This is a genomic window from Tildeniella sp. (genome assembly GCF_059505325.1).
The window spans coordinates 57,656-81,692 of record NZ_JCACKI010000009.1; the positions used below are offsets into that span (position 1 = coordinate 57,656).

Sequence of the window (24,037 nt, forward strand, 5' to 3'; positions counted from 1 at the left end):
CTCCCTTCTCCTTCGGGAGAAGGGCTGGGGATGAGGGCAAAATTGGCAATCTGCGAAAGTGACATGCTCCCTTCGCTACAAGCCCAACGTCAATCCTTCGTTGCCAGATTAACAACTCTCTGACAACATTCCACTCTTGTTGCGATATCCTCTAGCCCTGCAACTAAACGCTTCATTGAGATGTTCACCCAGAAGCTGCATCGATCGCACAACGCGCCAAAACCCAGCTCTGTATCGTCAATTGCACAAGGACAAAACGCTACCGTCTTTAGACAGTAGGCGAATAGTCATAGTCTTTGCCATGCTGGGATGATACGCGTACTATATTTGAATATATTCACGGGTTTAACCAAGTTGCGATGGCTAAACTGGCACTATCAGGACAAGAAGCGAAGTCAAGACAATTGACCGCAGAGGCAGAGAGACAGGCTGAACGCATGAGAGATGTGCAGCTTTTGTTAGATCACATGCTCAGGCAGGAGGCGGTGACGATTAAGTTCATCCTGGACTGCCTGTATGATGTTGGCTCAGTCAACCTGATTAATCAAAAGTTTCGCGCTCAACCGCTCAATCAATTGATGAAGGCGATCGCGGTGATGTCGAAGCCAGCCTTCAAGCCTTTCGCGTTGCGCTGGTTATACAAAAACTGCCCGCGCTTGATCACTAACTGGCTGCACCGCAAAGTCCGCTTCAACGCGCCAGATACACAGCCTGCCGTTACTGTGACAAAAGTGATTGAAGCTCAGGAAACACCTGCACCACTGCCCGCACCGTTGACCGATCCAGCAGCCCCTGCGGTTAATATACCGTTGGCAGGCAATTTGGCACCAACAACAGAGCGCGATCGTCAGATTCGGCAGTTGCAACAACAAGTGCGCTGGCTGACTGGCATGTTGGTTGGTGTTGTTCTGCTGTGGGGTGGTTCGGTGTTGTTGCCCCACTACAATGTGGATTCAGGCGCGGCTCAGTCACAAGAAAACGTTCACCGACCTTAGCGAACGTCGAAGCACAAGCAATTCGGTCATGACCGAAAGTCATCAGCTAAGGCTGCGGCAAGTAGTCTTTGCTTGTTGTCGCTGAACAGGATTAGCAACTCGCTGACGTTTGAGGGATGGGCACCAGCGCGCGATCGCGCCTTTAGCCTCAGCGTACCTTGGCTGGTCTTGAGGGACTAACCGCGCCGCGACAATTGCCGCATCAAAGCTGCTCTGTCTGCCCCGTTGGTTGGCGATCGACATAATTTGGCGACTCCACAGGGCAATCTCCTGCTTTGCTTGTGCGTAGTCAGGTTGTCCCCGCTGCACCTTGCTGGCTTCTTGAATGGCAAACCAGTACGGCGATGCCTGATCGCTGTTAACGGCTGCTAATGCTCTCGCTTTCGCCAAATGAGATTGGACTGGCGGTTGAAGAGTGCGAGTAGCCACTGTTGGCTGAGCGGGTCGAGGGGTTGCTGCGGCTCCAGCGCTAGCAGACAGATTAATTCGACTCGCACCCGATACCCCAAACGATTGAGTGGTGGCGATCGGCTGCGGTGAGAGCGCATTGACCGCTGGAGCTGCTGACGGAACCACTGGCACGATCGTCGCTGCATCAGATGGTCTGGCATCAGATGGTCTGGCATCAGATGGCTTTACATCAGGCGGTGTTGTTGATGTGGGTACTTGTCCAGAGCCTGCTTGCTTCATGCCATTGGCGGCTTGCGGCGCGACTGTTGAAGTTTTGGGTGTAAAAGAGGCACAGTTACGCAGCAGCACTCCTAGAATCAGCCCGACCACCACAAAGCTGCCCCACCGCAATACAGGCTGCCAGAAAAGAGCATCAGAGCTGTCGTTTGTGTCTTCCGGATCGTCAGAATATAGCTGAGGCACGGCGGCGGGAGTGGATTGAGCTACTCCATTCTCGTGATTTTTAGGAGCACTGTCGATAGGGGAGTGTGTTTTGAAGCCATTTGGTTGTGTGTGGGCTGACGTGCCATTGCTTGGATGAGTGGTCACATTAGCAGACTGTGTCGAACCGTTCGTCGAGCCATTGGAGCTACCAGGATTACCATACGATGGGTAGACAGCATGAGCGCCTGAGTTTTCTCCTGATGGAGCGATCGACCCACCATTAGTATTAATCGTGCCACCGTTGGACGTGAAGGGCGATCGCTGTGTCGGTTCCACCACAGCCGTTGTTGAAGCGAAATGCCAACCACCGTTGCCGTTAGTAGTACCAGACCGATCGGGGGTGCCTGCATTGGAGGGTGTCTGCGAGGCTGTCGAGACCGTACCATTTGCTGTCGTTTGTGGCGTGGCACGATGACCTCCGATCGGTCTATCACCATCGTCACCTGAATGCATCGCAACGGCAGACACCGGCAGTACAAGCGGTTGCTGAAGTTTTTCGGCTGGACAAATCGTTACTGGGTGCTGAAGGGGTCGCCAATAGTGTTCACCTAGCGCTGGTACAGTCCTGCTCAAGTACTGTCCTAACGCGCCTACCGTCGTACAATGATGGTCTCGTAAACTTTCCAACAGCGCTGCTGTGAAAAAGCCGTGTCCCAACGCTGACGTTTCGCGCGAAAACTCCTCTGGCTGACAAGACAGCATCGTGGGAATGCCTGTGATGCGTGCCAAATGCTCTGTATGCGTGCCGACTGTTTCATACGAAAAGCTGCTTTCGTTGCGATTCGCATCCAGCAGCACCAAAACCTTCTCCGTCGAAACCTGCCTCAAGCTACGGAAGATGCTTTCTAGTGGAATAGCAGTCGGTTGAATCGCTGCTGGATTACCCTCGATCGGCACCAGATAATCTTGCCCCTGCTGACACACGCCATAGCCGCTGAAGAAAAACCAGAGAGCGTCTCCTGGCTGCATGTATCGCTGCATCAGCAGATCAAGCCAACTCTGGATCGTTTGGCGATCGGGATAGGTCGATTTGCCCCATTGAGGAGGCGATGTCTCCGTGAGCAGCAGGCACTGTTCAGCCGGAATGCCCACCTCTGTAATCAGAAACCGCTGAATCGCCTGAGCATCCTGCTGGGCGTAGCTCAACGGCTGAAAGAACTGATACTGATTAATGCCAACGCTGATTGCCCACTGTCTCATATCAGATGCCCCAGATATTTATTGACATAGCATTCCCAGTCCTCTCTATCATGACACGCTCGCTCTAGAAGGCAAAATGCTATATGTAAGGTAGTTGGTCAAGCGATCGCACCATGTATCAAACCGACCCCCCACGTCCCGCCAAAGAATTTCTCCCTACCATGTACGATCTTCCTAGCGAAGATCCTGAGGAACCCGGCTTGCCCGACGAATTTCACGTTTTTCAGCCCCAGCTATTGCGAGAAACGTTCAATCCGCCAAACTATGCTGCTGCTGAGATTTTCGTCGCCAGCGATCTCAATCTTTACTATGATGTGCGGCATCCGCTCTGGTACAAGCGCCCAGACTGGTTTGCGGTTGTCGGGACATCCCGCCTCTATGAAGGACGCGATCTACGCCTCAGCTACGTGAACTGGCAAGAAGGCGTTACGCCCTTTGTGGTAGTCGAACTTCTCTCGCCTGGAACTGAAAAAGAAGATCTGGGACAAACGCTGCGATCGATCGAGCAACCGCCGACAAAATGGCAGGTGTACGAACAGATCCTGCGAGTACCTTATTACATCGTGTTTGACCGCTACACCGATACACTCCGAGCCTTTGAGCTGCAAGCCGATCGCTACCACGAATTGACCCTGGCAGCCCCCCGCCTCTGGATGTCAGGTTTAGCGCTGGGGTTAGGCGTATGGCAAGGAACCTATCAGGGTGTTGAACGCTTGTGGTTGCGCTGGTACGACGCAGCCGAAAACTGGATACTCACACCGACTGAACGCGAACAGACGGAGCTACAGCAAGAGCGGCAACGGACAGCACAAGAGCGACAACGATCGGAGCGTTTGGCAGCACGGTTGCGATCGCTCGGCATTGACCCAGAGCAGGTGTAGACAACACAGCTTTGCGACTTCTTCAACAAGCTGCCAAGCTCTCAAACCAATGAGCTGCTCAAACCAGTGAGTTGAATCAATCAAAATGTGACGCGATGCAATGGTATTGGTAGGTAACACGATCGTATTGGAAGTCGATCAAGTCGAGGTGTGGGTCGATGCAATGGCAATGTGAGCCAATACAAACCTGTCACATTTAGTTCTTGACTGGCGCTGTAGTTTAATCGGTTGTTTTTTGGGCAGGCTGAACCATAATGGGGCATCCCATTTGCAAGTCCCACGCTTCACCGCAACCAGGAGGAATTATGCTGCCCTTGGAGTCGCTTCACCGCAACCCTTTACCATTGATCATCGTTCTAACCGGGCGTAGATCCCGTCGCTGGTTGAAACGGCAAGTGGTGCTGACAAATTTAGCAGTGATGTTGGGGCTTGCTAGTGGCTTGCTGGTGACTCACGCGATCGCCCCTCTCGCCGTCCATGCGTATACAGGAACAGTGAATGTGACGATCGACGTGCAGCCGAGTGAAACTTACGATACATTGGTACGTCGTGCGGAAGCGATCGCCAGAGCCGCCACGCAACGGAGCTTCGATCGCGATATTTTGGTCACGGATGTGGCGATCGTTGTGATCGCTGAAAATGCCGTATCTACTGTTCCCGTACTGTCACTGGCAACCACCCGATCGCAGTGGCGCAGCCAGCCCGATCCACGCCGTTGGGCAACCTACTACAGTACCGCCAAAGCACTTCTGGGTCTGAATAAAGCGCCATCTGTCGCTGCGACTACCGTTCAGCCTACGGTGACATCAACGCCAACTGCACCCACAGCTCCGACAACCTCATCTCAGCCGCGATCGACTACCCCAAAGACTCCCACTGCACCGACAACTGCTCCTGGTGGTGCAATCACTGGGAGTCCTCAGCCAGCTACAACTACGCCTGGTGCCATTCTCCCGTCGCGCATTCCAACACCGGGGAATATTGGGAAGTGAGGGACGAAGAAGGCAGAAGGCAGAAGGCAAAAGGCAGAAGGCAGAAGGCAGGAGGCAGGAGGCAGAAGGCAGAAGGCAGAAGGCAGAAGCTAATACACCTCACACCTCACATCTCACACCTCACACCTCACTTCCGCGAAGAGGCAGAAGGCTAAAAAGCTGACCGCTGACCGCTGACCGCTAACTCCAACTTTTATCCTTTAGTCTTCATCCTTTAGCCTTCAATTTATTAAGCTCTGTTTCAACTTCGCGGGATCTCCTTCAACTCAGGGATCTGCGTGAAATGTCCGTGATACCATGCATCCTGTAGCTTCTAATGATGTAGGAGAAAACCTTTGGCACTACGGGTTGCGGTTGTCGGTGGCGGTCCAGCAGGCTCCTCTGCGGCGGAAGTTTTGGCAAAAGCGGGGATTGAAACCTATTTAATTGAGCGCAAGTTAGACAACGTGAAGCCTTGTGGCGGCGCGATTCCACTGTGTATGGTGAGCGAGTTTGACTTGCCGCCGGAGATTATCGATCGCCGTGTTCGCAAGATGAAAATGATCTCGCCATCAAACGTGGAGGTCAATATTGGCGGCACGCTGAAGGACGATGAATATATTGGGATGTGCCGTCGGGAAGTGCTGGATGGCTTTATGCGCGATCGGGCTGAGAAGCTGGGTACGAAGGTCATCAATGGCACGATGCACAAGCTAGAAATTCCCAGCAATGACAAAGATCCTTACACGCTGCACTATGCCGATCATTCTAATGGCAGTCTGGAAGGTGAGCCGAAAACGCTGCAAGTGGATCTGGTGATTGGTGCCGATGGTGCCAACTCACGCGTGGCGAAAGCGATCGATGCGGGTGATTACAACTACGCGATCGCCTTTCAGGAGCGGATTCGCCTGCCCGAAGACAAGATGGCGTACTACAACGAGCTGGCAGAAATGTATGTCGGTGATGATGTGTCACCCGACTTCTATGCCTGGGTCTTTCCTAAATACGACCACGTTGCCGTTGGTACGGGCACAATGAAGCCCAACCAGGCGAAAATCAAGCAACTGCAAGCGGGCATTCGCGCTCGTGCAGCGGCAAGACTGCGCGGCGGCAAAATTATTCGCGTGGAAGCACATCCCATTCCCGAACATCCCAGACCGCGCCGGGTGGTTGGGCGTGTGGCGCTGGTGGGTGATGCAGCAGGCACCGTCACCAAGTCATCGGGTGAAGGCATTTACTTCGCAGCAAAGTCGGCGCGGATGTGTGCTGAGGCAATTGTCGAGTTTTCGGAAAAGGGCGATCGCGTCCCCACCGAAGCGGATCTCAAGGTCTACATCAAGCGCTGGGATAAGCAGTATGGCTTGACTTATAAGGTGTTGGATATCCTGCAAACCGTCTTCTACCGATCGGATGCCACCCGTGAGGCGTTTGTCGAAATGTGTTCTGACATCGATGTGCAGAAACTTACCTTCGACAGCTACCTGTATAAAACAGTGGTGCCTGCAAATCCCCTGACGCAGTTGAAGATTACCGCGAAGACGATCGGCAGCCTGATTCGCGGCAATGCCCTTGCACCTTAGAAGTTGTTAGTGGTTAGTTTTTGGTTGTTAGACGGCTACTGCACCATCAACCAATAGACTTTGATTGCCAGCATTGGAGCGTGTCTCTGATGCTGGTTTTTTGTGGCGATCCAATGCCTTCTCTTAAGTGATTGCTGCTAAAAAGGCGCAAAAGCTTTCAGTATCCTGCCGAAACAATTCATAGCAAGCAGGTAACTCTGCTGCCAATGCCTGAATTCTGTTTACCCGTAGATCAAACGTGTAGACATTCCTGACGACGTGACGAAAGGCACAGTATTCATCCAATGTATTACGGGTTGCTTCTGTAAGCACAGCGGGGCGAACATCTGCAATTTCTGTTGACATTTGCCTCAATAAGCGTCTGTGCCAATTTGTACCCTCAGTCATGGAATCATCAACCGTTCTCGCGATCTCTCGAAAAATTCGTTCTGTACCAGAGTAAAAACTGTGTAGATTTAAGGCAACTGTACCCAGATAGTCTTCATCACCAGTCCTTTGAACTTTCTGTAACAGCGTTATTGTTTGCGTCACTAACCGTTCTAAATCGGTCAAATCCTGGCAATTTGCCCAATCAGCAGTGCATAGGTAGTCACAATTCTCTTCCAGTGTCCTGAATGGACTTTAAAAGTTTTGGTGGAGCATATTCTGCTTCAATTAAGTCGATGGAGAAGTCTGACAAATCTAGTAATTGAGATACGGCATGAAGATAGTCTTGCTCGTGTAAGCCCCATGCGGCAAGATCGATATCAGACTGAGGATGCAACCGATTCAGATCAAGTAAAGAACCAAAGAGAACGATGCGTGTAGCGCCGAATTTCTCTTTTAACAACTGTGCTGCCTGATGCGCTACCTGCAATCCGTGCTGTTGGCGAAGCAAGAGCTGCTGCTGCTTTTGCTCCTTTCTGGCATGATGAGATGCTTGGTAAACTGCCATCTGCTCAGGCGTAATGTGAGCCATATAGACCCCCGATTAACTCTTAGTTTTGAGTATACGTCAGACGACGGTTTAACTCTTTACTGCCCCAAATAGGCTTCTAGCACCTGGGCATTGGTTTGAATTTCGGGGGGTGCCAATGGCGAGATTGCGAATGATGTCGATCAGCCGCTTACCTGCGATGATGGTTGCATCGTTGCTGCCAGCTTTGCTTCTAATTCCTGCACATACGCCTGGAGTTGTTCCAGCTCATCCACCATTTGCAGCACCGAAACACCAACCTCTGGTCGCACTTCTGGTCGTGCTGTATTGTCAATCTGCGCCTGTGCCCACGTTTGTAAATCTTGCAAGGTCATCTTCTGAATCTCCAGTTAACCCAACGGCTTGGATCAGGACGATAAACGGTTCGATCAGCCACGATCGCGGCTACCAAGGCATTGAAATCCATGCTTCACTGCCCCAGATAGGCTTCTAGCACCTGAGCATTGGTTTGAATTTCGGTGGGTGTGCCAACGGCGAGATTGCGACCTTCGGCGAGCACCCAGACCTGATCGCACAGGGACATAATCACATCCATGTTGTGTTCGATGATGAGAAAGGTCAGCCCTTCACGGTTCCAGGTGAGAATGCAATCGCAAATCTGATTAATGAGCGTGGGGTTCACGCCAGCGGCGGGTTCATCGAGCAAAATGAGTTGGGGTTGGCTCATCAGCGCTCGTCCCATTTCCAAGAGTTTGCGTTGACCGCCGGATAAAGCGCCAGCATATTCGTGTGCCATGTGTGCCAGCCCGATCGACTCCAGAATGGTTATGGCACGATCGCGCTGCTGACGTTCTTCGGCGGTAATCTGCTTTTGTTTAAACCAGGTGAGCCAAAAATTTTCGCCCGTTTGATGTTGGGTTGCCAGCAGCATATTTTCTAGCACCGAGAGGCGCGAAAGAACTCGTGCAACCTGAAAGGTGCGGATCATACCGCGTTGCGCGATTTGATGCGATTGGAGTTGGTGAATGGGTTCGCCATCGAATAGCACGCGCCCTTTGTCGGGATGGCTAAAGTTGGAGAGCAGGTTGAAGAGGGTCGTTTTGCCCGCACCATTGGGTCCGATGAGTCCAGTAATGCTGCCTTTGGCGACTTCGATCGAGGCATGATCGATCGCAATCAGCCCACCAAAGCGTTTGATCAGCCCACTTGCTGCCAGGAGTGGCAGTTGTAACTTAGCAGGACGATCGATCGGTTCCACGTCTGCCAGAATGTCTGCCAGGTCTTCACTGTCAGGATGGCTCAAGTGTTCAACTGGATCAACGGTATGGGAGTTTTCATCGACCAAGAGACAGTTCCTCCTTCTTCCCTAAAATGCCTTGTGGTCGCGCCATCATCAGCACAATGAGCAGCAAGCCGATGATCATAATCCGAAACGCTCCGGCTCTGCCTTCATCTAATTGCGGCGGAATGGCAGGCACGATCGCGTGTAGGGCAGGGGCGATCGCAGGCAGCAAAAACCGCGTTACAGAGTTATATGCCCAAAAAATCGCGGCTCCTAGCAGTGTTCCAGCGTTGTTGCCAGCGCCACCCAGAACCACGATCGTCCATGCCTGAAAGGTAATCAGCGGAATGAAGCCATCCGGATTGATGAAGCTCAACTGCCATGCGTAGAAGGCTCCGGCAATACCTGCGATCGCCCCACCCAGCATCAGCGCTTGTAGCTTGTACCAGAACACATTCTTGCCCAGCGCTTTGGCGATTTCCTCATCTTCACGGATGGCTTTCAAGACGCGACCCCAGGGCGATCGCACTAGCGCCTCCAGTCGCCAGTACACTAGCGCCAGCACGATCACCAGCACCAGCATCAAGCCCGCTTTGTAAGAATAATCGTAGAGCGAAACGGCACCTGCCCAGTACAGCACTAAGCCTAAAAGAGCAGTCGAGATGCCAAGCGCCAGTTTGCCGATTTGCCCCGGTTGAGTGCTGTTGCGGGTATCTTTTTGACCGAGACGATCGAGCCGTTGCCATGTCCACCGCCAGAGCTGCCAGCCTGCCAGCGCAAAAATTGCTGTCCAGATGCCAATCATGCCAAGTTTACTGATAAACGTGGGTCGAGTCAGCGCTTCCAGTGGCAAGGGGTAGCTGTAAACACCGCGTGCGCCTTGTGTCAGCCATTCTTCGTTAAGCGCAATGAGCCGAATGACTTCAGACACGCCGATGGTCACGATCGCCAAATAATCTTCCCGCAGTCGCAATGTGGATAGTCCGATCAGCAGCCCTAATCCAGCCGCCAAGACTGCCCCAATCAACGCTGCCAGAATGAGCGGTACTCCCCTTAAACTCAATAGCACGGTGGTGTATGCCCCAACCGTCATAAAAGCAATGTGACCAAAATTAATTAGCCCTGTGAAACCCCATTGCAAATTTAAGCCCAAGCTGAACAGCGCAAAGGTTGCCGTAAAGATGATGAGCGAGACAAGATAGCCAGGTGTAAAGAACAGCAGAATGCCGCTGAAATCGAACATGGACACTATTAGCAAAGGGCGATTGAATCGTATCGTATCAGGCAAGTTGAACCAGTAGCGATACATTTTATACGTAGCAGTGGGGAGTGGAGGGGTGGGGAGTGGGGAGTGGGGAGTGGGGAGTGGGGAGTGGGGAGTGATTTCAAGTTGATCCTGACCGCTGACCGCTGACCGCTGACCGCTGACCGCTGACTGCTGACCGCTGACCGCTGACCGCTGACCGCTGACTGCTCGATCGACTCAAAACGCAAAACTTTCCCCCTTCTTGCGCGACTTTACTTATTTCTTTCCAAAACCTCACATTCCTAGCCCCACACCCCGATACACTAAACAGTGACGAACGTTAAGAGGCGTGAACCCCGCTATGGATGCTGCTGCACTCTGGCAACGTTACCAGGACTGGCTTTACTATCACGATGGTTTAGGACTGTACTTAGACATCAGCCGAATGCGGTTTGATGATGTCTTTGTGGCGACCATGCAGCCCAAATTTGAACAGGCATTTAAGAACATGGCGGCATTGGAAGGAGGCGCGATCGCCAACCCCGACGAAACCCGTATGGTGGGTCATTACTGGTTGCGCGATCCCGACCTGGCACCCACGCCAGCGCTCAAGCAAGAAATTACTGGGGCGCTTGACCAAATTGAAGCGTTTGCCCAAAAGATTCATGCAGGCGATATTCGTCCACCACAAGCGACCAAATTCACCGATATTCTCTCGATCGGCATTGGCGGTTCAGCATTGGGTCCCGAATTTGTCGCTGCGGCACTGGCACCTGAGCAGCCACCGCTAGCGATTCACTTTTTTGATAATACTGACCCGGATGGCTTCGATCGCACCTTTGAGCGTTTGGGCGATCGTCTCAGCAGCACACTGGTCATCGTCATCACCAAATCCGGCGGCACACCCGAAACCCGCAACGGTATGCTTGAGGCAAAGAAAGCCTTCGCAGACAAGGGCTTAGACTTTGCCAGACAGGCGGTTGCAATCACCCTGCCTGGTAGCAAAATGGATGACCTGGCGCGATCGGAAGGCTGGCTGGCAACGTTCCCCATGTTCGACTGGGTGGGCGGACGCACCTCAGAGCTTTCGGCTGTCGGATTGCTCGACGCAGCCCTGCAAAGCATTGACATCCGCAGTCTGCTGGCAGGAGCAAAAGAGATGGATACTGCCACTCGTGCGCCACAGCTAAAAACAAATCCGGCTGCGTTGTTGGCACTTGCCTGGTACTTTGCAGGCAACGGCAAGGGCGAAAAAGATATGGTGGTGCTGCCCTATAAAGACAGCCTGCTGCTGTTTAGCCGTTACCTTCAGCAGTTAGTGATGGAGTCGTTGGGTAAAGAAAAAGACCTGGATGGCAAAACGGTCTATCAGGGCATTGCGGTTTACGGCAACAAGGGTTCGACTGACCAACATGCCTATGTGCAGCAGCTACGCGAAGGCGTGCCAAACTTCTTTCTCACCTTTATCGAAGTACTGAAAGATCGTGACAAGCCATCCATTGAAGTGGAACCCGGTGTGACGGCTGGAGATTACCTTTCCGGGCTGCTCCAAGGTACCCGGCAAGCGCTCTACGAAAACCAGCGCGATTCCATCACGGTCACCATTCCTGAAGTTACTCCCAGACAGGTAGGAGCCTTGATCGCACTGTACGAAAGAGCCGTGGGTTTCTATGGCTTTCTCGTCAATATCAATGCCTACCACCAACCAGGGGTAGAAGCTGGAAAGAAAGCAGCAGCAGCAATCTTAGAACTACAGATGGAAGTAGTAGAAGCGCTGGAGCAGGAAGGAGCGCCGCTCTCTCTGACAGCATTAGCAGCAAAAATCGGTGCATCTGACCACACTGAGACGCTTTACAAGATTGTGCGTCACCTCTCTGCCAATGAGCGAAATGTTTCGTTGGAAGGCAATCCCGGCGATCCCTCTAGCTTGAACGTACGCCTTCGCTAAAATTGCTCTCACTCGGATGGAATGAGCGATCGCCCGCAGGCTTTTACAAATTTCTGTTAGCGATCGCTCATCAATGCCACACAGACACGGACAAAACCGATATATTTTAGTTTTGATAGCGCTTTCTAAAAAATGTAATGTTTAAGACTTAGACACACTAGCAGCAGCTCTTGTATGCCTCTCACAATCCTTGTTGCTGATGATGACTTAGGAACACGTCTGTCGATCAGCGATTATCTGGAGACGATCGGCTATCTGGTTGTCACTGCTGAAAATGGTCGAGAGGCGCTCAAGCTGGTTGAAGACTATCAGCCCCATCTCGTTGTCACCGACATCACCATGCCGCAGATGGATGGCTACGAGCTAGTAAGCCGTATTCGGCAGCGCCCTACTTCACGCTTGTTGCCTGTAGTGTTTTTGACGGCACGCAACGACACGCAAGAGCGTATTCGAGGCTATCAGGCAGGCTGTGACGTGTATCTCTCCAAGCCGTTTGAGCTGCAAGAGCTAGGAGCAGTCGTACGAAATCTGCTGGAGCGACTGCAATTGATTGAGCTGGAGTGGCGCTTTGCAAGGGGGAATGCAGAGCGCTTGCGTGATGTTGAACGTACGGAGCGATCGCGATCGTCCCAGGCAACTCACAACGACAATCACACGGCAGCGCAGAACGCGGCGTTAACTATCGTTGTTGCAGCGCTAAACCTCACTCAACGCGAACGCGAAGTCCTCAAAGTGCTATCGGACGGGCAATCAAATATGCAAATTGGTGAACATTTGCACCTCAGCCCACGCACCGTCGAAAAATACGTCAGCAGCTTGCTGCGCAAAACCGATACCAACAACCGCGCTGAACTGGTGCGGTTTGCGATGGATCATCATTTGGTGGAGTGAGGTGGAAGGCAGAAGGTGGAAGGCAGGAGGGAGCGGTCAGCGGTCAGCGGTCAGCGGTCAGGATCAACTCGAAATCACTCCTCACTCCTCACTCCTCACTCCTCACACTCCCACTGTCAACGTCCAACTATTCAGCGTCCCCGTGTCGCCTTCGGCGGCATCGACAATGCGCAGTTGCCAACGTCCCTGAACGGGTTGGTTCAAGAAGCGCCTGAGTAGTGCTGTCGTTTGCAGTGTGTAAGTGGTCTGAAGGCGGGTGCTGCGTCCAAGGGTGCGGCTTTGCAGCAAAACGGTTTGATTGCTGGGTGAGGTCAGGCTGATTTGTAGATCACCGAGAAAACTATGGTCGATCGCTACGCTGATTTGAATCGATCGTACGGTGCCAGTCTCCGTGATCTGAATCGTGCTGGTTAATCCCTGGGGATTGTGATCGGGAATGGCGCTGCTGGTCGTGTTTTGCTGCTGGATCTGGCGAGAGGGAGCGATCGCTGCCATTGCCTGTCGCTGCACGGCTGCCTGAACCGCTTTGGCAGCATTCACTTTACCGTAGCCAAACCAGTCGCACCGTCCCCCTGCCTCATACGTACCTTTGCGGAAACCAAACTGCGGATCGGGGTTGGAGTCCACAATTTTGTCTGCGGTTTGCTGTAGCAGTTGCTTAACCTCTGTTGCTGTCAAATCAGGGTTTGCCGATAGCACCAGCGCTGCAACTCCTGCCACCAACGGACAAGCGCTGGATGTACCACCAAAATCGATCGCAATATTATCGGGAGCATAGCCTGCTGCACCCACGCGATCGGTCGTCACAATGCCCAATCCAGGCAACGCGCCTCTGACTTGCGGTGGCGTAAAAACATAGCCGATATCCTGAAGACCGATACCCGGTGGTGCGTTGTTGCTGGGCGCACAAACGGAGATTTCTGCGCCCCAGTTGCTGTATGCCGCTTTTTTATTAAGGCTAGTTGAAGCGGCAACTGTGATGATATCGGGATGCACGGTAAAGCCTCCTAACCAGGCAGTATCACCGCTCAAGGCATTGTTAGTCCAGCCGCTTTCATTGATGGTGCCGTTGGTCGGGCGGTTAGCGTTTCCAGCAGCGAACACAATTACGCAGCCTTTGCCGTTGCGCCCAGTGGTGGCAGCTTGAGTGAGGGCGGCACGCTGTCGGAGTGAGAGTGGGAAGTAGACAGCCGCGGGTCCCCAGCTACAGGAAATGACCGATGCACCTTTTGTGGCTGCCCAGCCGAACAAGTCTTCGATCGTCTGATCATCCAAAAAGCCCGTTGTGCGAATGGGCATGAGGGCGCAACCAGGAGCCACTCCAACGGCTCCCGCGCCGTTTTCTTCAGCGGTAGAAACTCCTGCACAGGCGGTACCGTGATTGTCATCGGGATCACCGGGCAGTGGCAGAAAGTCATTCTCCTTGAAGTCACGCGGGGCAACGATTTTGCCAATGCCCTGAAAGTCCGGATGGGTGAGGTCTACAGAGTCATCCATGACAGCGATCGTGACCGATCGAATGCCTCGCGTAATATCCCACGCTGTCTCGGCGAAAACATGAGAATTGAGAGCCAGATCAGCGCCGCCGTTGTGGTTAAGATGCCACTGCTTGGGATAAATGGGGTCACGAGGACGATAGTGATCTTGCGTCCGCACAATAATGTTTGGCTCAGCGGTCAGTACCTCCGATCGCTGCATCAGGCGATTGGCAATTTTAAGCGGATTTTCTTGAGCGCTAGTAGTGGTTTCAAACACAAAGGTGTTCGGCACGCCTGCGATCGGCTTCACCTGGCGTAACCCTATCGGTGTAGTGATTTGCGCGATCGCGTCTGGTGTGACTGAGGGCGCAAACTGAATCGTCATTTGATCCGTTAAATACAGCCGCGATGCCGGATCGTCCTTGAGTTGATAGACATGACTGGCGTAGTTGACGGCATCGGCATCTCGCACCTGCTGCATCACCGCATCACGCTGCGCTGGGGCGACCACAATTTCTGTGAGCTGAGCTGGCGCACGCTCCGGGCTGACATCTGCGGGCAGCGGTTGAAGGAGATTTGCGATCGCCGCTTGATCTGTGGCGTTGACCGTAAAGCGATCGTCCACTTTTTCCAGCAACAGTTCTTCGCCACCGCGCTGCAACACTTTATTGATGCTTGACTCAGGCATGGCTGCGCCCTGAGTACCTTGCGCTGAGTTTGCTGGCGTTTGATTCGTCATTGAAACACCTCATTGAGACGAAGGGTGCAGGCTTAGAGGACGGTGCCTAGTCGCTAACGACTACTCAGGCGTAGAGTTACCCTGCAATGGTAATATACTCACAGTTTTGATACAGTTGTGTTTCTTCTGTTTTCTACACTTTCTATTTCTGCAATAAGGGCTAGAGCTGACTCATGGAACTCTTTGGAACTACTCGTTTCCGCACTGCGGGGATTCTCTCCCTTTCTCTGTTGGCTGCTGCCGTACTGCTAAAGCCTGCAAGCGGTTTTGCTCAAGCGTTGCCATCCAGTCCCGATCGGGCGCAGCCGATCAACCCGAACGACCCAAGCGTTTTGAAACCAACCGATCAAGATGCCGGACTGCTCAGCCAACAGGGTGGCAAGCGCCTGATGGATGAAGCGGACAAGGCTGTGTCGGCTCAAAACTACCCGAACGCGATCAAAAAACTTCAGGAAGCGCGGCAAGTCTTCAACCAGTTGTCTAACTTTTATCAAGACCTGGCTGGCAGCTTTTCCGGCATTGACAACCGCATTGCCGATACTCAACGACGCAAAGCGCTGGAGTCTGCTGAAATGCGTGACCAGGCGACGTATCAACTGGCTCTCGTACATCGTGCTCAGAACCAGCCTGAACTAGCAGTACCGCTGCTTGTGCAAATCATTCGCAGTCAACAGCCAACCCGTAACCTGGGACAAAAAGCGTATCAGCAGCTCCTGGAGTTGGGTTTTGTAGATGCGCCTTACCCTCGTCCTCGCGCTGACCAGCCGAGCGCGGCACCGCGCTAGTAGGTGTTTATAGAAGAGGGCAGGCGATCGTATCTCTCTCCAAACGAATGAAACTCAGCTTGACACTGAACGTTAAACTGGAGCTATGAATATTAGTAGCGGTCAAGGAGAGCACATGATTAGCCCCGATCAGGTTGAAACCATGATCAAAGCTGAACTGCCCGATGCCCAGGTGCAGGTCTTGACAAATGACGGTGAACACTACGAAGTGACCGTTGTGTCATCTCAGTTTGACGGCAAACGCCTGGTGCAGCAGCATCAGTTGGTGAATAAGGCAGTCCAGCAGCATTTACTCAGCGGGGCAATCCACGCAATGGCAATTAAGACGTATACCCCTCAAGCTTGGGCGATCGCCAGCCAAGCGGTCTGAAATTGTGTCAAGCTCGGCTCTTTTGGCTCCACTTCTTTCGCACACCTCACCCCTCCAAACCTATGACTCCTGAAACCCAAACGCGGCTCGAAACCCTCATCAACCACAATAAAATCATGGTCTTCATGAAGGGCAACAAGCTTATGCCCCAATGTGGCTTCTCCAACAACGTTGTGCAAATCCTCAACACGCTCGGCGTTCCCTTCGAGACAGTGGATGTCCTCGCAGATGAGGAGATTCGTCAGGGCATTAAAGAATACTCTAGCTGGCCCACCATTCCCCAGGTCTATGTAGACGGTCAATTTGTCGGCGGCTCTGATATTTTGATTGAGCTGTACCAAAAAGGCGAACTGCAAGAAATGGTCGAAGTCGCAATGGCTTCCTAACATTTCGTTGGGCAGTGCCTTCGCCAGCAAAGCCAATTGTTTTTGGAAAGACTTTAGAGGTTAGGTCAATTGTTAGACCTGACCTTTTTGCATTTATGTGGCTCTTTGAAAAGCTTAACTACTTCATTGGCTGCAATCTCACCAGATACTATTTTTAATGGCTGAAGGTCATGATGGTAAAACAGAAACCCGCATTCCGGCTTGACAAGTTTTTCCGGATGTACGTAATTGGATTCATTTTACTGATGTTTGGGTGTACTTATGGCAAATGGGAGTTTCTTTCGTGGCTGTATGCGTCTGAGTTCTCTCCTGCGATCAAACAAGCCTCTGATAATGGATGTTTGATTGGCTATGCAAGAACTATCAAAGTGATAGATTACAGTCAGAATTCCGCCCTGATTTGGTTTAAGGACGAGAGTGGCAATACCTGGTTTGGCAGACCCTGGCGATCGTCTAAGCAGCCTAATTGGCAGTTCGAGAAAACCAGTTCCGAGAAGATAGAAGGCTCCTCCAGTAAATATTGTGCTGTTGAAATAATTAACAGTCAAATTGGTGGCTCTGCCGATGGTCACTTCTGGTATAATTGATAGCTTCAAGTAGGCTTGCCTGAATTTGTAAGTGCGATTGCTCTTTTACAGAGAGTCTTACACCGTATCCAAATACAATCATTCCCCTAGAGTTGATGCTATGTCAGCAGTGACGGCTGAAAAAACCTCATCCTACCTTTCTAGCTGAGGCGATCCGGGTGCAGGAACCGGAGGGCGAGGCGATGGATTGGGGCTTTGCAACACGGTAAAGGCGATCGACCAACCAATGACAATGCCTAACCCACCGAAACGAACTATTTGCCAAAATGGTTCCCGCAGACTGCCCCAGGAAAATAGTTTACTTTCCAGGTTTACTTCCAGTTCGTCAATCTGCGCTTGAAGATGGGTTAACTCGGCTTTGAGGTCTGGGGCGGACGATCGCTGCATTTGCCGTTTAAGCTGCTCCTTACGCTCCTGAAGTTGTGCCTGCGTTTGCTCATCCTGCTGCACCTGCGTATAGCGCTCTTTGAGATCATGCAGCGATCGCTCAACGGCTGCTAACTCTTGCTCGAACGTTTCCAACAGCGGTACGTCATGATCGTGATTGGAGGCAGAATCAGGCGATGGTGGCGGCAGCGGCATAACGGCAGTAGTAGAGTAGAGATACCCTTGATTATGCCCACGATCGCCGCAACCGTATGCCTGATACCTCCCTTTCCACAGCGTCGTCACCAGCAGTTACCGCTACTAGCAATAGCCTGAGCCAATTTAGCGCGGCTGAACTCGCGCAAGCGTTATTGGAAAAACTTGCGATCGCCGAACGAGACTGGCATCGCCTCAAGTCCAACCGCAAGGTGCGTGCCAATGAGCAAGCCGCCGCCGCGATCGTCTTTTTGCTCAAAGATCAGCCAGAGGAAGCATTACCCAGACTTCAGCAAGCCGTCGCGTGGCTCGATCGCTCGATTTCTGCGCCACCCTGTCCATCACACGGCGATCGAGCGAGGGAATGAAGGTAAAAGGCACAAGTGAAGCGGTTATGACGTTGCTAAAGCTGTTTTGACCATCCAGCTTTTTCTGCCCTTTGCCCTCTGCCCTCTGCCTTCTCCTACCCTTCCTTCACCACCTTGACCTTCTTCCGTTCGGGTGGCATGGTGAGCGAAAACTGACCAGCCAGCTTGAGGTTCTGCTGACCTGTCTGGGTGGATGCTTCTAAGGGCGCATTACGGGCAGGAGATTGCGCTTGGATGGCTTCACTAATGGGGTGGTGCAACAGGGTAAGCAGACAGGAACAACCTGTGAGGAGCAGCAAATCCAATTCTTTGCTTAACAGTCGCCGCTGCGTTTTGCGGACGGGAAAACCGGAAATGGTTTGCTTCAGTCGGGTGCGCGTCATAGGGTTGCAACGGTTGATAACGGATAGAAGGCTTGGACTTCTCAGTATACCCAAGTCGATCGCAAGCCTGTCTAGCTTAGACGGATTGGGGTATGAACCTGTTCCTGGTATGGAGTCGTCCTATTTGGCTTTTAGCGGTCAGCTTTCAGCCGTCAGCTTTCAGCTTTAAATCCTACGCTGACCGCTCTTAAGAACGGTTCATGGTATGGAGTAGTCCTACTTAGCTTTCAGCCGTCAGCTTTCAGCTTTCAATCCTGCGTTGACCGCTGACCGCTGACCGCTCTTAAGAACGAGTCATATCACGCATCGCCCCTCGCGCCATTGCTGCGATCGCCTGATCGTTGGCTTTTGGTAGATGGTAATATTTGCCGCCTGCTTGCTGCGCCAGTTCCTTGGCAAAACCAGTGGAAATAAATTTGTTTTCGGTGTCAATAACGAGTAGCTGAATGCCAAGAGCGCGAATTTTGGCAGCAATGTCGAGCAGTTCGGCTTTGATGTCAGGCTTTTCATCGGGTGGAATGGTCTCACCGAGCGATCGTGCCAGCGGTACATTCCCGCGACCATCAGTAATGGCAACCACCACCACTTGCCCGATATCGCCCGACTGTCTGGCGTTCATGCCCACTCGTACTGCCTGAGTTAGCCCGTGTGCCAAGGGTGAACCGCCTCCGCAGGGCATGCGATCGAGTCGTCGTTTTGCAGCTTCGATCGAGCGGGTGGGCGGCAGCAAAATCTCTGCCTGTTCGCCCCGAAACGGAATCAACGCGACCTGATCGCGGTTCTGGTATGCCTCAGTCAGCAGCCTCAGCACGGCACCCTTTGCTGACTGCATCCGGTTGAGCGCCATCGAGCCAGACGCATCCACAACGAAGACAACGAGCGCTCCGGCTTTGCGCGCTAAGCGTTTGGCACGAATGTCTGCTTGCTCGACGAAGACGCGTTTGGGGGGAGGGGATGGGAGTGGGGAGTAGGGAGTGGCGAGTGGCGAGTAGGATGTCGAGTTGGATGCAAGCTGACTGCTGACTGCTGACTGCTGACCGCTGACCGCTGACTCCTCTCTCCTCGCCCGTCGCCCTTTCTGATAGGGAGCCGCAGCTCTCAGTGTGGCATCAACAGCGATGCGGCGTGCCTTTCCTTTGGGTAGCATGGGTTTGACATAGCGACCGCGATCGTCCGAGAAGATAATGGCACGGCTACCGGATTTGCCCTGTCGGGTTGCTGACTGGGCAAAGTAGAGGACGGACGGATCGAGGATTACGCCTTCGGGATCGAAGATGAATTCTTCAGGAATAGCGGGTGTTTCTGGTTCTGGCTTGTCTTGATCCTGATCATCGTCGTCGCGATCGTCCTGCTCCTGCTCTGTCTCGTCTTCTGGTTCCTGCTGGCTCTGAGGGGGGGGGGGCGGCGGCGGCGGTGCTTCAGGAGGCGTTTGTATAATGGTCGATCGCGGCACGATGACCAATTCAACGGCACGTCGTAAATCGTCTGCGGTTACGTCTGTACGACCATCTAACGCAGCATGAGCTTTGGCAACGCGCACGGCAAATAGTTCGGCTCGATGCCCCATCACACCGCCACGAATTGCTTCATTCACCAGATAACCCACTTGCTCGGAGGTGATCTGCACGTCTCTGAGCCATTCTCGCGCCAGCACAATTTGAGTCTTGAGCGAGTCGATGTCGTCGGTGTATTGAGTCAAAAACGTCTGTGGTGAGTCGGTGTAACGAGTGGCTTGCTCGACCGCAAGTACACGATCGTCTAAACCCAGCACCATGTCAGCAGAAAGGGCGATCGCAATCCGGTCTAGTAGATGTTCGCGCAAGTCTCCTTCTTCTGGATTGTAGGTAGCTACCAGCAGCGGTTTGCAGGGATGCTGAAAGCTAATGCCTTCGCGCTCGATCTGGTTCCGTCCATCCGTCAGCACCGACAGCAGTAAATTTGCCGCCTGGTCATCCAGTAGATTGATTTCGTCAATGTAAAGTACGCCTCGATGCGCTTCTGCCAGCAGTCCGGGCTGAAATACCGTCTCGCCCCGCTTAATTGACTGGGTGACATCCACTGAACCCAACAGCCGATCTTCTGTAATGCCCAGAGGAATTTGTACAAAGGGCGCGGGAATCACTGCTGTAGGAAAGGCTAAAATATCAAGGCTAAAGTCTAAAACAGGTTCCATACTTAGCCTTGAGCCTTCATCCTTTATCCTTTCAATGGTCTCGTCGTCCCACTCTTCGGGATGCAGTGGATCGCTGTTAAGGGAGCCTTCGACAATTTCGATCGGCGGCAACAGTGCATGAAGTGCCCGTGCCATGACCGATTTGGCAGTACCTCGACGACCGGCAATGACCACACCGCCCAAGCCTGGATCGACGGCTGCCAGCAGTAGGGCGAGTTTGATGGCTTCCTGACCCACAACGGCAGTAAGGGGAAAAGCAAGCGGTATGAATGGGGTCGTAAGTGCAGGCATGAATGGGGGTTGAAAAAGGTTCTAGTGCTTGCGGGACGGGCAACTGGTTGGCGAAAAAACGCTCTAGATTTAGGCTTTTGAAGCGCCTGGAGTGACTGTCTAGAGTCCAATCAGCAACCAGCATTTCTAGCCTAACGGAGTCTTGCTCCATCACCGCAATAATCTGAAGAAAAAGTGCTCCCTTTTTGGCTCAGGCTGCTACTATTGTCTCAAAATCTCCATCTGTCCCCAGCTTCGCTACATTTGTTGGCGGCAGGTGGGTCACAAAAGGAATTTTTGATCATGGAAGAGTTACTGACCCAGGCGACGGTTGCGATCGAATTGTTGAGTTTCAGTTACGTTGCAGGTTCGCTTGCTTTGTATACCCATCAGCGGTTCACCCATCCCGTTCAGTTAAAGTCCAAGTCCAGATCCAAGCACATCTCAACGCCATCGACCCGAATTGTTGAACCAGTCCCACCAGCGAAGCGATCGCTCTCGCCAGTAGAGCAGTTGCGACAGCAATGCCAGCAGGCAGGCATCAAATGGCGTGATGCACATGGGAAAAATAAGCACCTTAAAAAACACGAGATGCTTGAAGCGTTGAAGGCACTCAATGTGATTCCTATCCGACGTAGTGCCTAGCGCCTAGTTCAATCAATAAACAGCCCCAGGCAGCGATGTCTGGGGCTGTTTTGTAGAGCTTATGCAGAACCAGGTTTCTTCACGAGAAGATGTTGTTTGAGGCTCCAGGTTGGGTTCAGCCAGGTTGGGTTCAAAGTGAGTTCTCTTAAGGGGATTGCAAGAAAATAAGATACCTGTGGTTTGGGTTTCGGCTACGCTCAACCCGCGATGACTGAAGGTTGAGCGCCGTCAAAACCTGTCATGGGTCGGTGATTAAACCGCAAAACCCTAAACAGGCGATCGCCTCTACACAGATACCGATCGCTTGACCTGCGATTCCAAAATCACGCCATAGAGTGGGCTGGTCTGCATTAATTCGTCGTGGGTGCCTTGTGCCATCAGGCGACCTTTATCCATCAGAAAAATGCGATCGGCGTTTTGAACGGTGCTGATGCGTTGAGCGACGACGAATGAAGTGCAGGTACGCTGGTGCATCAAGTCATCTAAGGCGGCTTGAATTTGGGCGGCGGTTTGGGCATCGACGGCAGAGGTGCTATCGTCCAGGATCAGGATGCTGTAGTCAGTGAGTAGCGTACGGGCGATCGCCACTCGCTGCTTTTGCCCACCTGATAAGCCAACGCCACGTTCACCAACGATCGTTTCGTAGCCGTCGGGTAAGCCCATGATGAAGTCGTGCATTTGAGCGGCTTTGGCAACTTCGATCACCTGCTCTAAGGAGGCATTCGGCTTAGCGTAGGCAATGTTTTCGCGGAGAGTGCCAGAGAACAATGTCGTTTCTTGAAAGACAATACCGATGCGCGATCGCAGACTTTGGAGCGTAAAATCGCGCACGTCTCGCCCATCAATGCGAATGGCACCAGTCGTGGCATCGTAAAAGCGCGGAATCAGGTTCATGATGGTGCTTTTACCTGATGCCGTCATGCCCAAGACGGCGATAAGTTCGTTCGGTCTGGTTTCAAACGAGACTCCTTTGAGCGCCTCAGTCGTAGCACCGGGATAGCGGAAGGATACGTTTTCAAAGGTCAGTCTGCCGCCGCAGGTTTCAAAGGGCACCGCATTCGGTCGATCGCGGATTTCCACTTTGGCATCCACCACTTCATACACCCGTTCAGCAGAAGCAACTGCCTGGGCGATCGCGGGTGCCGCAAAGCCAATTAACAAAATTGGCTGCAAAATCAACAACAAATAGGAGTTGAACGCGACCAGTTCGCCCACCGAAAACCGACCATCAATGACCTCTGCGCCGCCGTAGCCAAACACTGCCAGCGTGACCAAATTACTCAATAAGAAGATGAACGGAAACGTATTGCGGATGGCACGGATGGTTTTCATATTTGCCCGTACCAGCGCATCATTCATCGACGTGTAGCGCGTTGTTTCAGTAGACTCGCGCACAAACGCTTTCACGACGCGAATGCCCACCAGATTTTCTTGCAGGATGGCGTTGAGGTCGCCCAGTTGCTCTTGCACCTGCTTAAAGAGCGCTCCATTGCGAGTGAGAAAGTTTGCTAGTAGAAAACCCGCCATCGGCACGACGGTCAGCGTAATCAACGCCAGCTTCCAGTTCATGACCAGCAGAATGACAGCGATCGCCACCAGCGTGACGATTGAGTTAATGACCTGGATTAAACTGGTGCTGAGAAAGGCGCGAATCTGCTCAATATCATTGGTCACGCGAGTCAGCAGTTGCGACGTTTGCGACTGGTCGTGATAGCTAAAGCTGAGGTTTTGGATCTGACTAAAAATCGTGTTGCGTAAATCGTAGGCAACACCTTGAGAGGCGGCTTCAGCCCAATAGCTTTGCCCAAAGTTGAACAAACCACGACCGATCGCCGCAACCACCAGCCAGCCAGCACTGGAGAGCACGATCGACAGGTTCTGCTTCGCAATGCCTTGATCAATGCCCCAGCGAAACAGTTGAGGCGTAACTGCACTCGCTACAGTGAGCAGTAACAGGCTGCCCAGTGCGCCCAGAGCCGTCCAGACGTAGCCGCGCAAACTGCCCAACACGCGCCAGATGGGCTGTATGGATGACGGTTCTCGAAGCTCTGCTTGCTGTACCAAAGTCATTACCGCCTCATGCTTGGCGTATCTACTCTTCCGTCAAGATTGTAAGCCGTCTTTCTTCTCTGCATCAATGTGCAAATTCGCCTCACTTAAAATCTCCGACTTTTGAAGAAGTCGGGGATGTTGTGTTCACAAAAATTTGTCTTGCGCTAAATAACTAGAAAATTACCGCCATTTGGCTCCTGTTTCAAAGCTTTTGGGTTTACTTTGGTTAGAAGAAGTGACCTAGCAAGTCCTTATTTAGGTTTATCACTTGACGTAAGGGCTTTGCGGTTTAATCACCGACCAATGAACCAGGTTTCGACGGCGCTCAACCTTCAGTCATCGCGGGTTGAGCGTAGCCGAAACCCAAACCACTGGTATCTTGTTTTCTTGCAATCCCCTAACCGTCTCTTTCTCG

25 protein-coding genes are annotated in these 24,037 nt (G+C 52.5%); 13 read left to right on the forward strand and 12 right to left on the reverse strand.

What is annotated here, in order from left to right:
* Positions 1-359 precede the first annotated feature (359 nt).
* On the forward strand, positions 360-995 hold the full coding sequence (locus tag AC5JO6_RS04255) for a hypothetical protein (RefSeq protein WP_496079799.1): 636 nt from the start codon (positions 360-362) through the stop codon (positions 993-995).
* A 42-nt stretch (positions 996-1,037) separates the two neighbouring features.
* Here the strand turns inward: AC5JO6_RS04255 and AC5JO6_RS04260 are convergent, their stop codons facing one another.
* Entirely contained in the window at positions 1,038-3,089 is a 2,052-nt protein-coding gene (locus tag AC5JO6_RS04260; RefSeq protein WP_496079800.1) for a hypothetical protein, read from the reverse strand.
* A 113-nt stretch (positions 3,090-3,202) separates the two neighbouring features.
* On the opposite strand from AC5JO6_RS04260, the gene AC5JO6_RS04265 reads away from it, so the two are divergent.
* The 4 genes from AC5JO6_RS04265 (at position 3,203) to chlP (ending at position 6,521) form a co-directional block, all read left to right on the forward strand.
* A complete protein-coding gene (locus AC5JO6_RS04265) occupies positions 3,203-3,970 on the forward strand; it encodes a Uma2 family endonuclease (protein ID WP_496079801.1) in 768 nt (255 codons plus the stop codon).
* 305 nt (positions 3,971-4,275) lie between these two features.
* Positions 4,276-4,962, forward strand: a complete 687-nt coding sequence (locus AC5JO6_RS04270; RefSeq protein WP_496079802.1) for a hypothetical protein — start codon at positions 4,276-4,278, stop codon at positions 4,960-4,962.
* Entirely contained in the window at positions 4,959-5,117 is a 159-nt protein-coding gene (locus tag AC5JO6_RS04275; RefSeq protein ID WP_496079803.1) for a hypothetical protein, read from the forward strand. Before AC5JO6_RS04270 ends, AC5JO6_RS04275 begins: the two co-directional genes overlap by 4 nt.
* 180 nt (positions 5,118-5,297) lie before the next feature.
* Positions 5,298-6,521, forward strand: a complete 1,224-nt coding sequence (gene chlP / locus AC5JO6_RS04280) for a geranylgeranyl reductase (protein WP_496079804.1) — start codon at positions 5,298-5,300, stop codon at positions 6,519-6,521.
* Positions 6,522-6,644: 123 nt separating this feature from the next.
* On the opposite strand, the gene AC5JO6_RS04285 is transcribed toward chlP, so the two are convergent.
* The 6 genes from AC5JO6_RS04285 to AC5JO6_RS04310 all read right to left on the reverse strand — a co-directional run bounded on the left by AC5JO6_RS04285 (position 6,645) and on the right by AC5JO6_RS04310 (position 10,213).
* On the reverse strand, positions 6,645-7,052 hold the full coding sequence (locus AC5JO6_RS04285) for a ribonuclease toxin HepT-like protein (protein ID WP_496079805.1): 408 nt from the start codon (positions 7,050-7,052) through the stop codon (positions 6,645-6,647).
* A 58-nt stretch (positions 7,053-7,110) separates the two neighbouring features.
* Positions 7,111-7,479, reverse strand: a complete 369-nt coding sequence (locus AC5JO6_RS04290) for a nucleotidyltransferase family protein (protein WP_496079806.1) — start codon at positions 7,477-7,479, stop codon at positions 7,111-7,113.
* A gap of 140 nt (positions 7,480-7,619) precedes the next feature.
* Complete coding sequence (locus AC5JO6_RS04295; protein ID WP_496079807.1) at positions 7,620-7,811, reverse strand: hypothetical protein; 192 nt, start codon at positions 7,809-7,811, stop codon at positions 7,620-7,622.
* A gap of 95 nt (positions 7,812-7,906) precedes the next feature.
* Positions 7,907-8,686: an ABC transporter ATP-binding protein gene (locus tag AC5JO6_RS04300; protein WP_496079858.1), complete on the reverse strand. Its 780-nt coding sequence runs from the start codon at positions 8,684-8,686 to the stop codon at positions 7,907-7,909.
* Between the two features lie 85 nt (positions 8,687-8,771).
* Positions 8,772-9,962: a branched-chain amino acid ABC transporter permease gene (locus AC5JO6_RS04305; protein ID WP_496079808.1), complete on the reverse strand. Its 1,191-nt coding sequence runs from the start codon at positions 9,960-9,962 to the stop codon at positions 8,772-8,774.
* Between the two features lie 8 nt (positions 9,963-9,970).
* Positions 9,971-10,213, reverse strand: coding sequence for a hypothetical protein (locus AC5JO6_RS04310; protein ID WP_496079809.1), 243 nt, complete (start codon positions 10,211-10,213; stop codon positions 9,971-9,973).
* 113 nt (positions 10,214-10,326) lie between these two features.
* On the opposite strand from AC5JO6_RS04310, the gene AC5JO6_RS04315 reads away from it, so the two are divergent.
* Positions 10,327-11,913, forward strand: a complete 1,587-nt coding sequence (locus AC5JO6_RS04315) for a glucose-6-phosphate isomerase (RefSeq protein WP_496079810.1) — start codon at positions 10,327-10,329, stop codon at positions 11,911-11,913.
* A 174-nt stretch (positions 11,914-12,087) separates the two neighbouring features.
* Complete coding sequence (locus tag AC5JO6_RS04320) at positions 12,088-12,804, forward strand: response regulator transcription factor (protein ID WP_496079811.1); 717 nt, start codon at positions 12,088-12,090, stop codon at positions 12,802-12,804.
* A gap of 102 nt (positions 12,805-12,906) precedes the next feature.
* Here AC5JO6_RS04320 and AC5JO6_RS04325 read toward each other — a convergent pair whose 3' ends face one another.
* On the reverse strand, positions 12,907-15,021 hold the full coding sequence (locus tag AC5JO6_RS04325) for a S8 family serine peptidase (RefSeq protein WP_496079812.1): 2,115 nt from the start codon (positions 15,019-15,021) through the stop codon (positions 12,907-12,909).
* 173 nt (positions 15,022-15,194) lie between these two features.
* Here AC5JO6_RS04325 and AC5JO6_RS04330 point away from each other — a divergent pair, with 173 nt between their 5' ends.
* The 4 genes from AC5JO6_RS04330 (at position 15,195) to AC5JO6_RS04345 (ending at position 17,149) form a co-directional block, all read left to right on the forward strand.
* A complete protein-coding gene (locus tag AC5JO6_RS04330) occupies positions 15,195-15,806 on the forward strand; it encodes a hypothetical protein (protein WP_496079813.1) in 612 nt (203 codons plus the stop codon).
* Positions 15,807-15,921: 115 nt separating this feature from the next.
* Positions 15,922-16,176: a BolA family protein gene (locus AC5JO6_RS04335; protein WP_496079859.1), complete on the forward strand. Its 255-nt coding sequence runs from the start codon at positions 15,922-15,924 to the stop codon at positions 16,174-16,176.
* 62 nt (positions 16,177-16,238) lie between these two features.
* Positions 16,239-16,562: a Grx4 family monothiol glutaredoxin gene (gene grxD / locus AC5JO6_RS04340; protein ID WP_496079814.1), complete on the forward strand. Its 324-nt coding sequence runs from the start codon at positions 16,239-16,241 to the stop codon at positions 16,560-16,562.
* Positions 16,563-16,807: 245 nt separating this feature from the next.
* Positions 16,808-17,149, forward strand: a complete 342-nt coding sequence (locus tag AC5JO6_RS04345) for a hypothetical protein (RefSeq protein ID WP_496079815.1) — start codon at positions 16,808-16,810, stop codon at positions 17,147-17,149.
* Between the two features lie 132 nt (positions 17,150-17,281).
* Here the strand turns inward: AC5JO6_RS04345 and AC5JO6_RS04350 are convergent, their stop codons facing one another.
* Positions 17,282-17,821: a sll0565 family protein gene (locus AC5JO6_RS04350; RefSeq protein ID WP_496079816.1), complete on the reverse strand. Its 540-nt coding sequence runs from the start codon at positions 17,819-17,821 to the stop codon at positions 17,282-17,284.
* Here AC5JO6_RS04350 and AC5JO6_RS04355 point away from each other — a divergent pair.
* A complete protein-coding gene (locus tag AC5JO6_RS04355; RefSeq protein WP_496079817.1) occupies positions 17,788-18,099 on the forward strand; it encodes a DUF6439 family protein in 312 nt (103 codons plus the stop codon). The genes AC5JO6_RS04350 and AC5JO6_RS04355 overlap by 34 nt on opposite strands.
* Positions 18,100-18,194: 95 nt before the next feature.
* Here AC5JO6_RS04355 and AC5JO6_RS04360 read toward each other — a convergent pair whose 3' ends face one another.
* Together AC5JO6_RS04360 and AC5JO6_RS04365 are read right to left on the reverse strand one after the other, a co-directional pair.
* A complete protein-coding gene (locus AC5JO6_RS04360) occupies positions 18,195-18,482 on the reverse strand; it encodes a hypothetical protein (protein ID WP_496079818.1) in 288 nt (95 codons plus the stop codon).
* 283 nt (positions 18,483-18,765) lie between these two features.
* The gene (locus tag AC5JO6_RS04365) at positions 18,766-20,946 is read right to left on the reverse strand and encodes a magnesium chelatase subunit D family protein (RefSeq protein ID WP_496079819.1); all 2,181 of its coding nucleotides are present in this window, start codon (positions 20,944-20,946) and stop codon (positions 18,766-18,768) included.
* Between the two features lie 282 nt (positions 20,947-21,228).
* Between AC5JO6_RS04365 and AC5JO6_RS04370 the strand changes: the two genes are divergently transcribed.
* On the forward strand, positions 21,229-21,570 hold the full coding sequence (locus AC5JO6_RS04370) for a hypothetical protein (RefSeq protein ID WP_496079820.1): 342 nt from the start codon (positions 21,229-21,231) through the stop codon (positions 21,568-21,570).
* A 285-nt stretch (positions 21,571-21,855) separates the two neighbouring features.
* On the opposite strand, the gene AC5JO6_RS04375 is transcribed toward AC5JO6_RS04370, so the two are convergent.
* The gene (locus tag AC5JO6_RS04375) at positions 21,856-23,640 is read right to left on the reverse strand and encodes an ABC transporter ATP-binding protein (RefSeq protein ID WP_496079821.1); all 1,785 of its coding nucleotides are present in this window, start codon (positions 23,638-23,640) and stop codon (positions 21,856-21,858) included.
* Between the last annotated feature and the right edge of the window lie 397 nt (positions 23,641-24,037).

Coding starts and splice junctions, on each gene's coding strand:
- AC5JO6_RS04295 (WP_496079807.1), bottom strand. CDS start 7,811: ATGACCTTGCAAGATTTACAAACGTGGGCACAGGCGCAGATTGACAAT.
- AC5JO6_RS04345 (WP_496079815.1), top strand. CDS start 16,808: ATGTTTGGGTGTACTTATGGCAAATGGGAGTTTCTTTCGTGGCTGTAT.
- AC5JO6_RS04325 (WP_496079812.1), bottom strand. CDS start 15,021: ATGACGAATCAAACGCCAGCAAACTCAGCGCAAGGTACTCAGGGCGCA.
- AC5JO6_RS04260 (WP_496079800.1), bottom strand. CDS start 3,089: ATGAGACAGTGGGCAATCAGCGTTGGCATTAATCAGTATCAGTTCTTT.
- AC5JO6_RS04320 (WP_496079811.1), top strand. CDS start 12,088: ATGCCTCTCACAATCCTTGTTGCTGATGATGACTTAGGAACACGTCTG.
- AC5JO6_RS04290 (WP_496079806.1), bottom strand. CDS start 7,479: ATGGCTCACATTACGCCTGAGCAGATGGCAGTTTACCAAGCATCTCAT.
- AC5JO6_RS04365 (WP_496079819.1), bottom strand. CDS start 20,946: ATGCCTGCACTTACGACCCCATTCATACCGCTTGCTTTTCCCCTTACT.
- AC5JO6_RS04355 (WP_496079817.1), top strand. CDS start 17,788: ATGCCTGATACCTCCCTTTCCACAGCGTCGTCACCAGCAGTTACCGCT.
- AC5JO6_RS04315 (WP_496079810.1), top strand. CDS start 10,327: ATGGATGCTGCTGCACTCTGGCAACGTTACCAGGACTGGCTTTACTAT.
- AC5JO6_RS04360 (WP_496079818.1), bottom strand. CDS start 18,482: ATGACGCGCACCCGACTGAAGCAAACCATTTCCGGTTTTCCCGTCCGC.
- AC5JO6_RS04375 (WP_496079821.1), bottom strand. CDS start 23,640: ATGACTTTGGTACAGCAAGCAGAGCTTCGAGAACCGTCATCCATACAG.
- AC5JO6_RS04265 (WP_496079801.1), top strand. CDS start 3,203: ATGTATCAAACCGACCCCCCACGTCCCGCCAAAGAATTTCTCCCTACC.
- grxD (WP_496079814.1), top strand. CDS start 16,239: ATGACTCCTGAAACCCAAACGCGGCTCGAAACCCTCATCAACCACAAT.
- AC5JO6_RS04335 (WP_496079859.1), top strand. CDS start 15,922: ATGATTAGCCCCGATCAGGTTGAAACCATGATCAAAGCTGAACTGCCC.
- AC5JO6_RS04330 (WP_496079813.1), top strand. CDS start 15,195: ATGGAACTCTTTGGAACTACTCGTTTCCGCACTGCGGGGATTCTCTCC.
- AC5JO6_RS04370 (WP_496079820.1), top strand. CDS start 21,229: ATGGAAGAGTTACTGACCCAGGCGACGGTTGCGATCGAATTGTTGAGT.
- AC5JO6_RS04255 (WP_496079799.1), top strand. CDS start 360: ATGGCTAAACTGGCACTATCAGGACAAGAAGCGAAGTCAAGACAATTG.
- AC5JO6_RS04305 (WP_496079808.1), bottom strand. CDS start 9,962: ATGTTCGATTTCAGCGGCATTCTGCTGTTCTTTACACCTGGCTATCTT.
- AC5JO6_RS04270 (WP_496079802.1), top strand. CDS start 4,276: ATGCTGCCCTTGGAGTCGCTTCACCGCAACCCTTTACCATTGATCATC.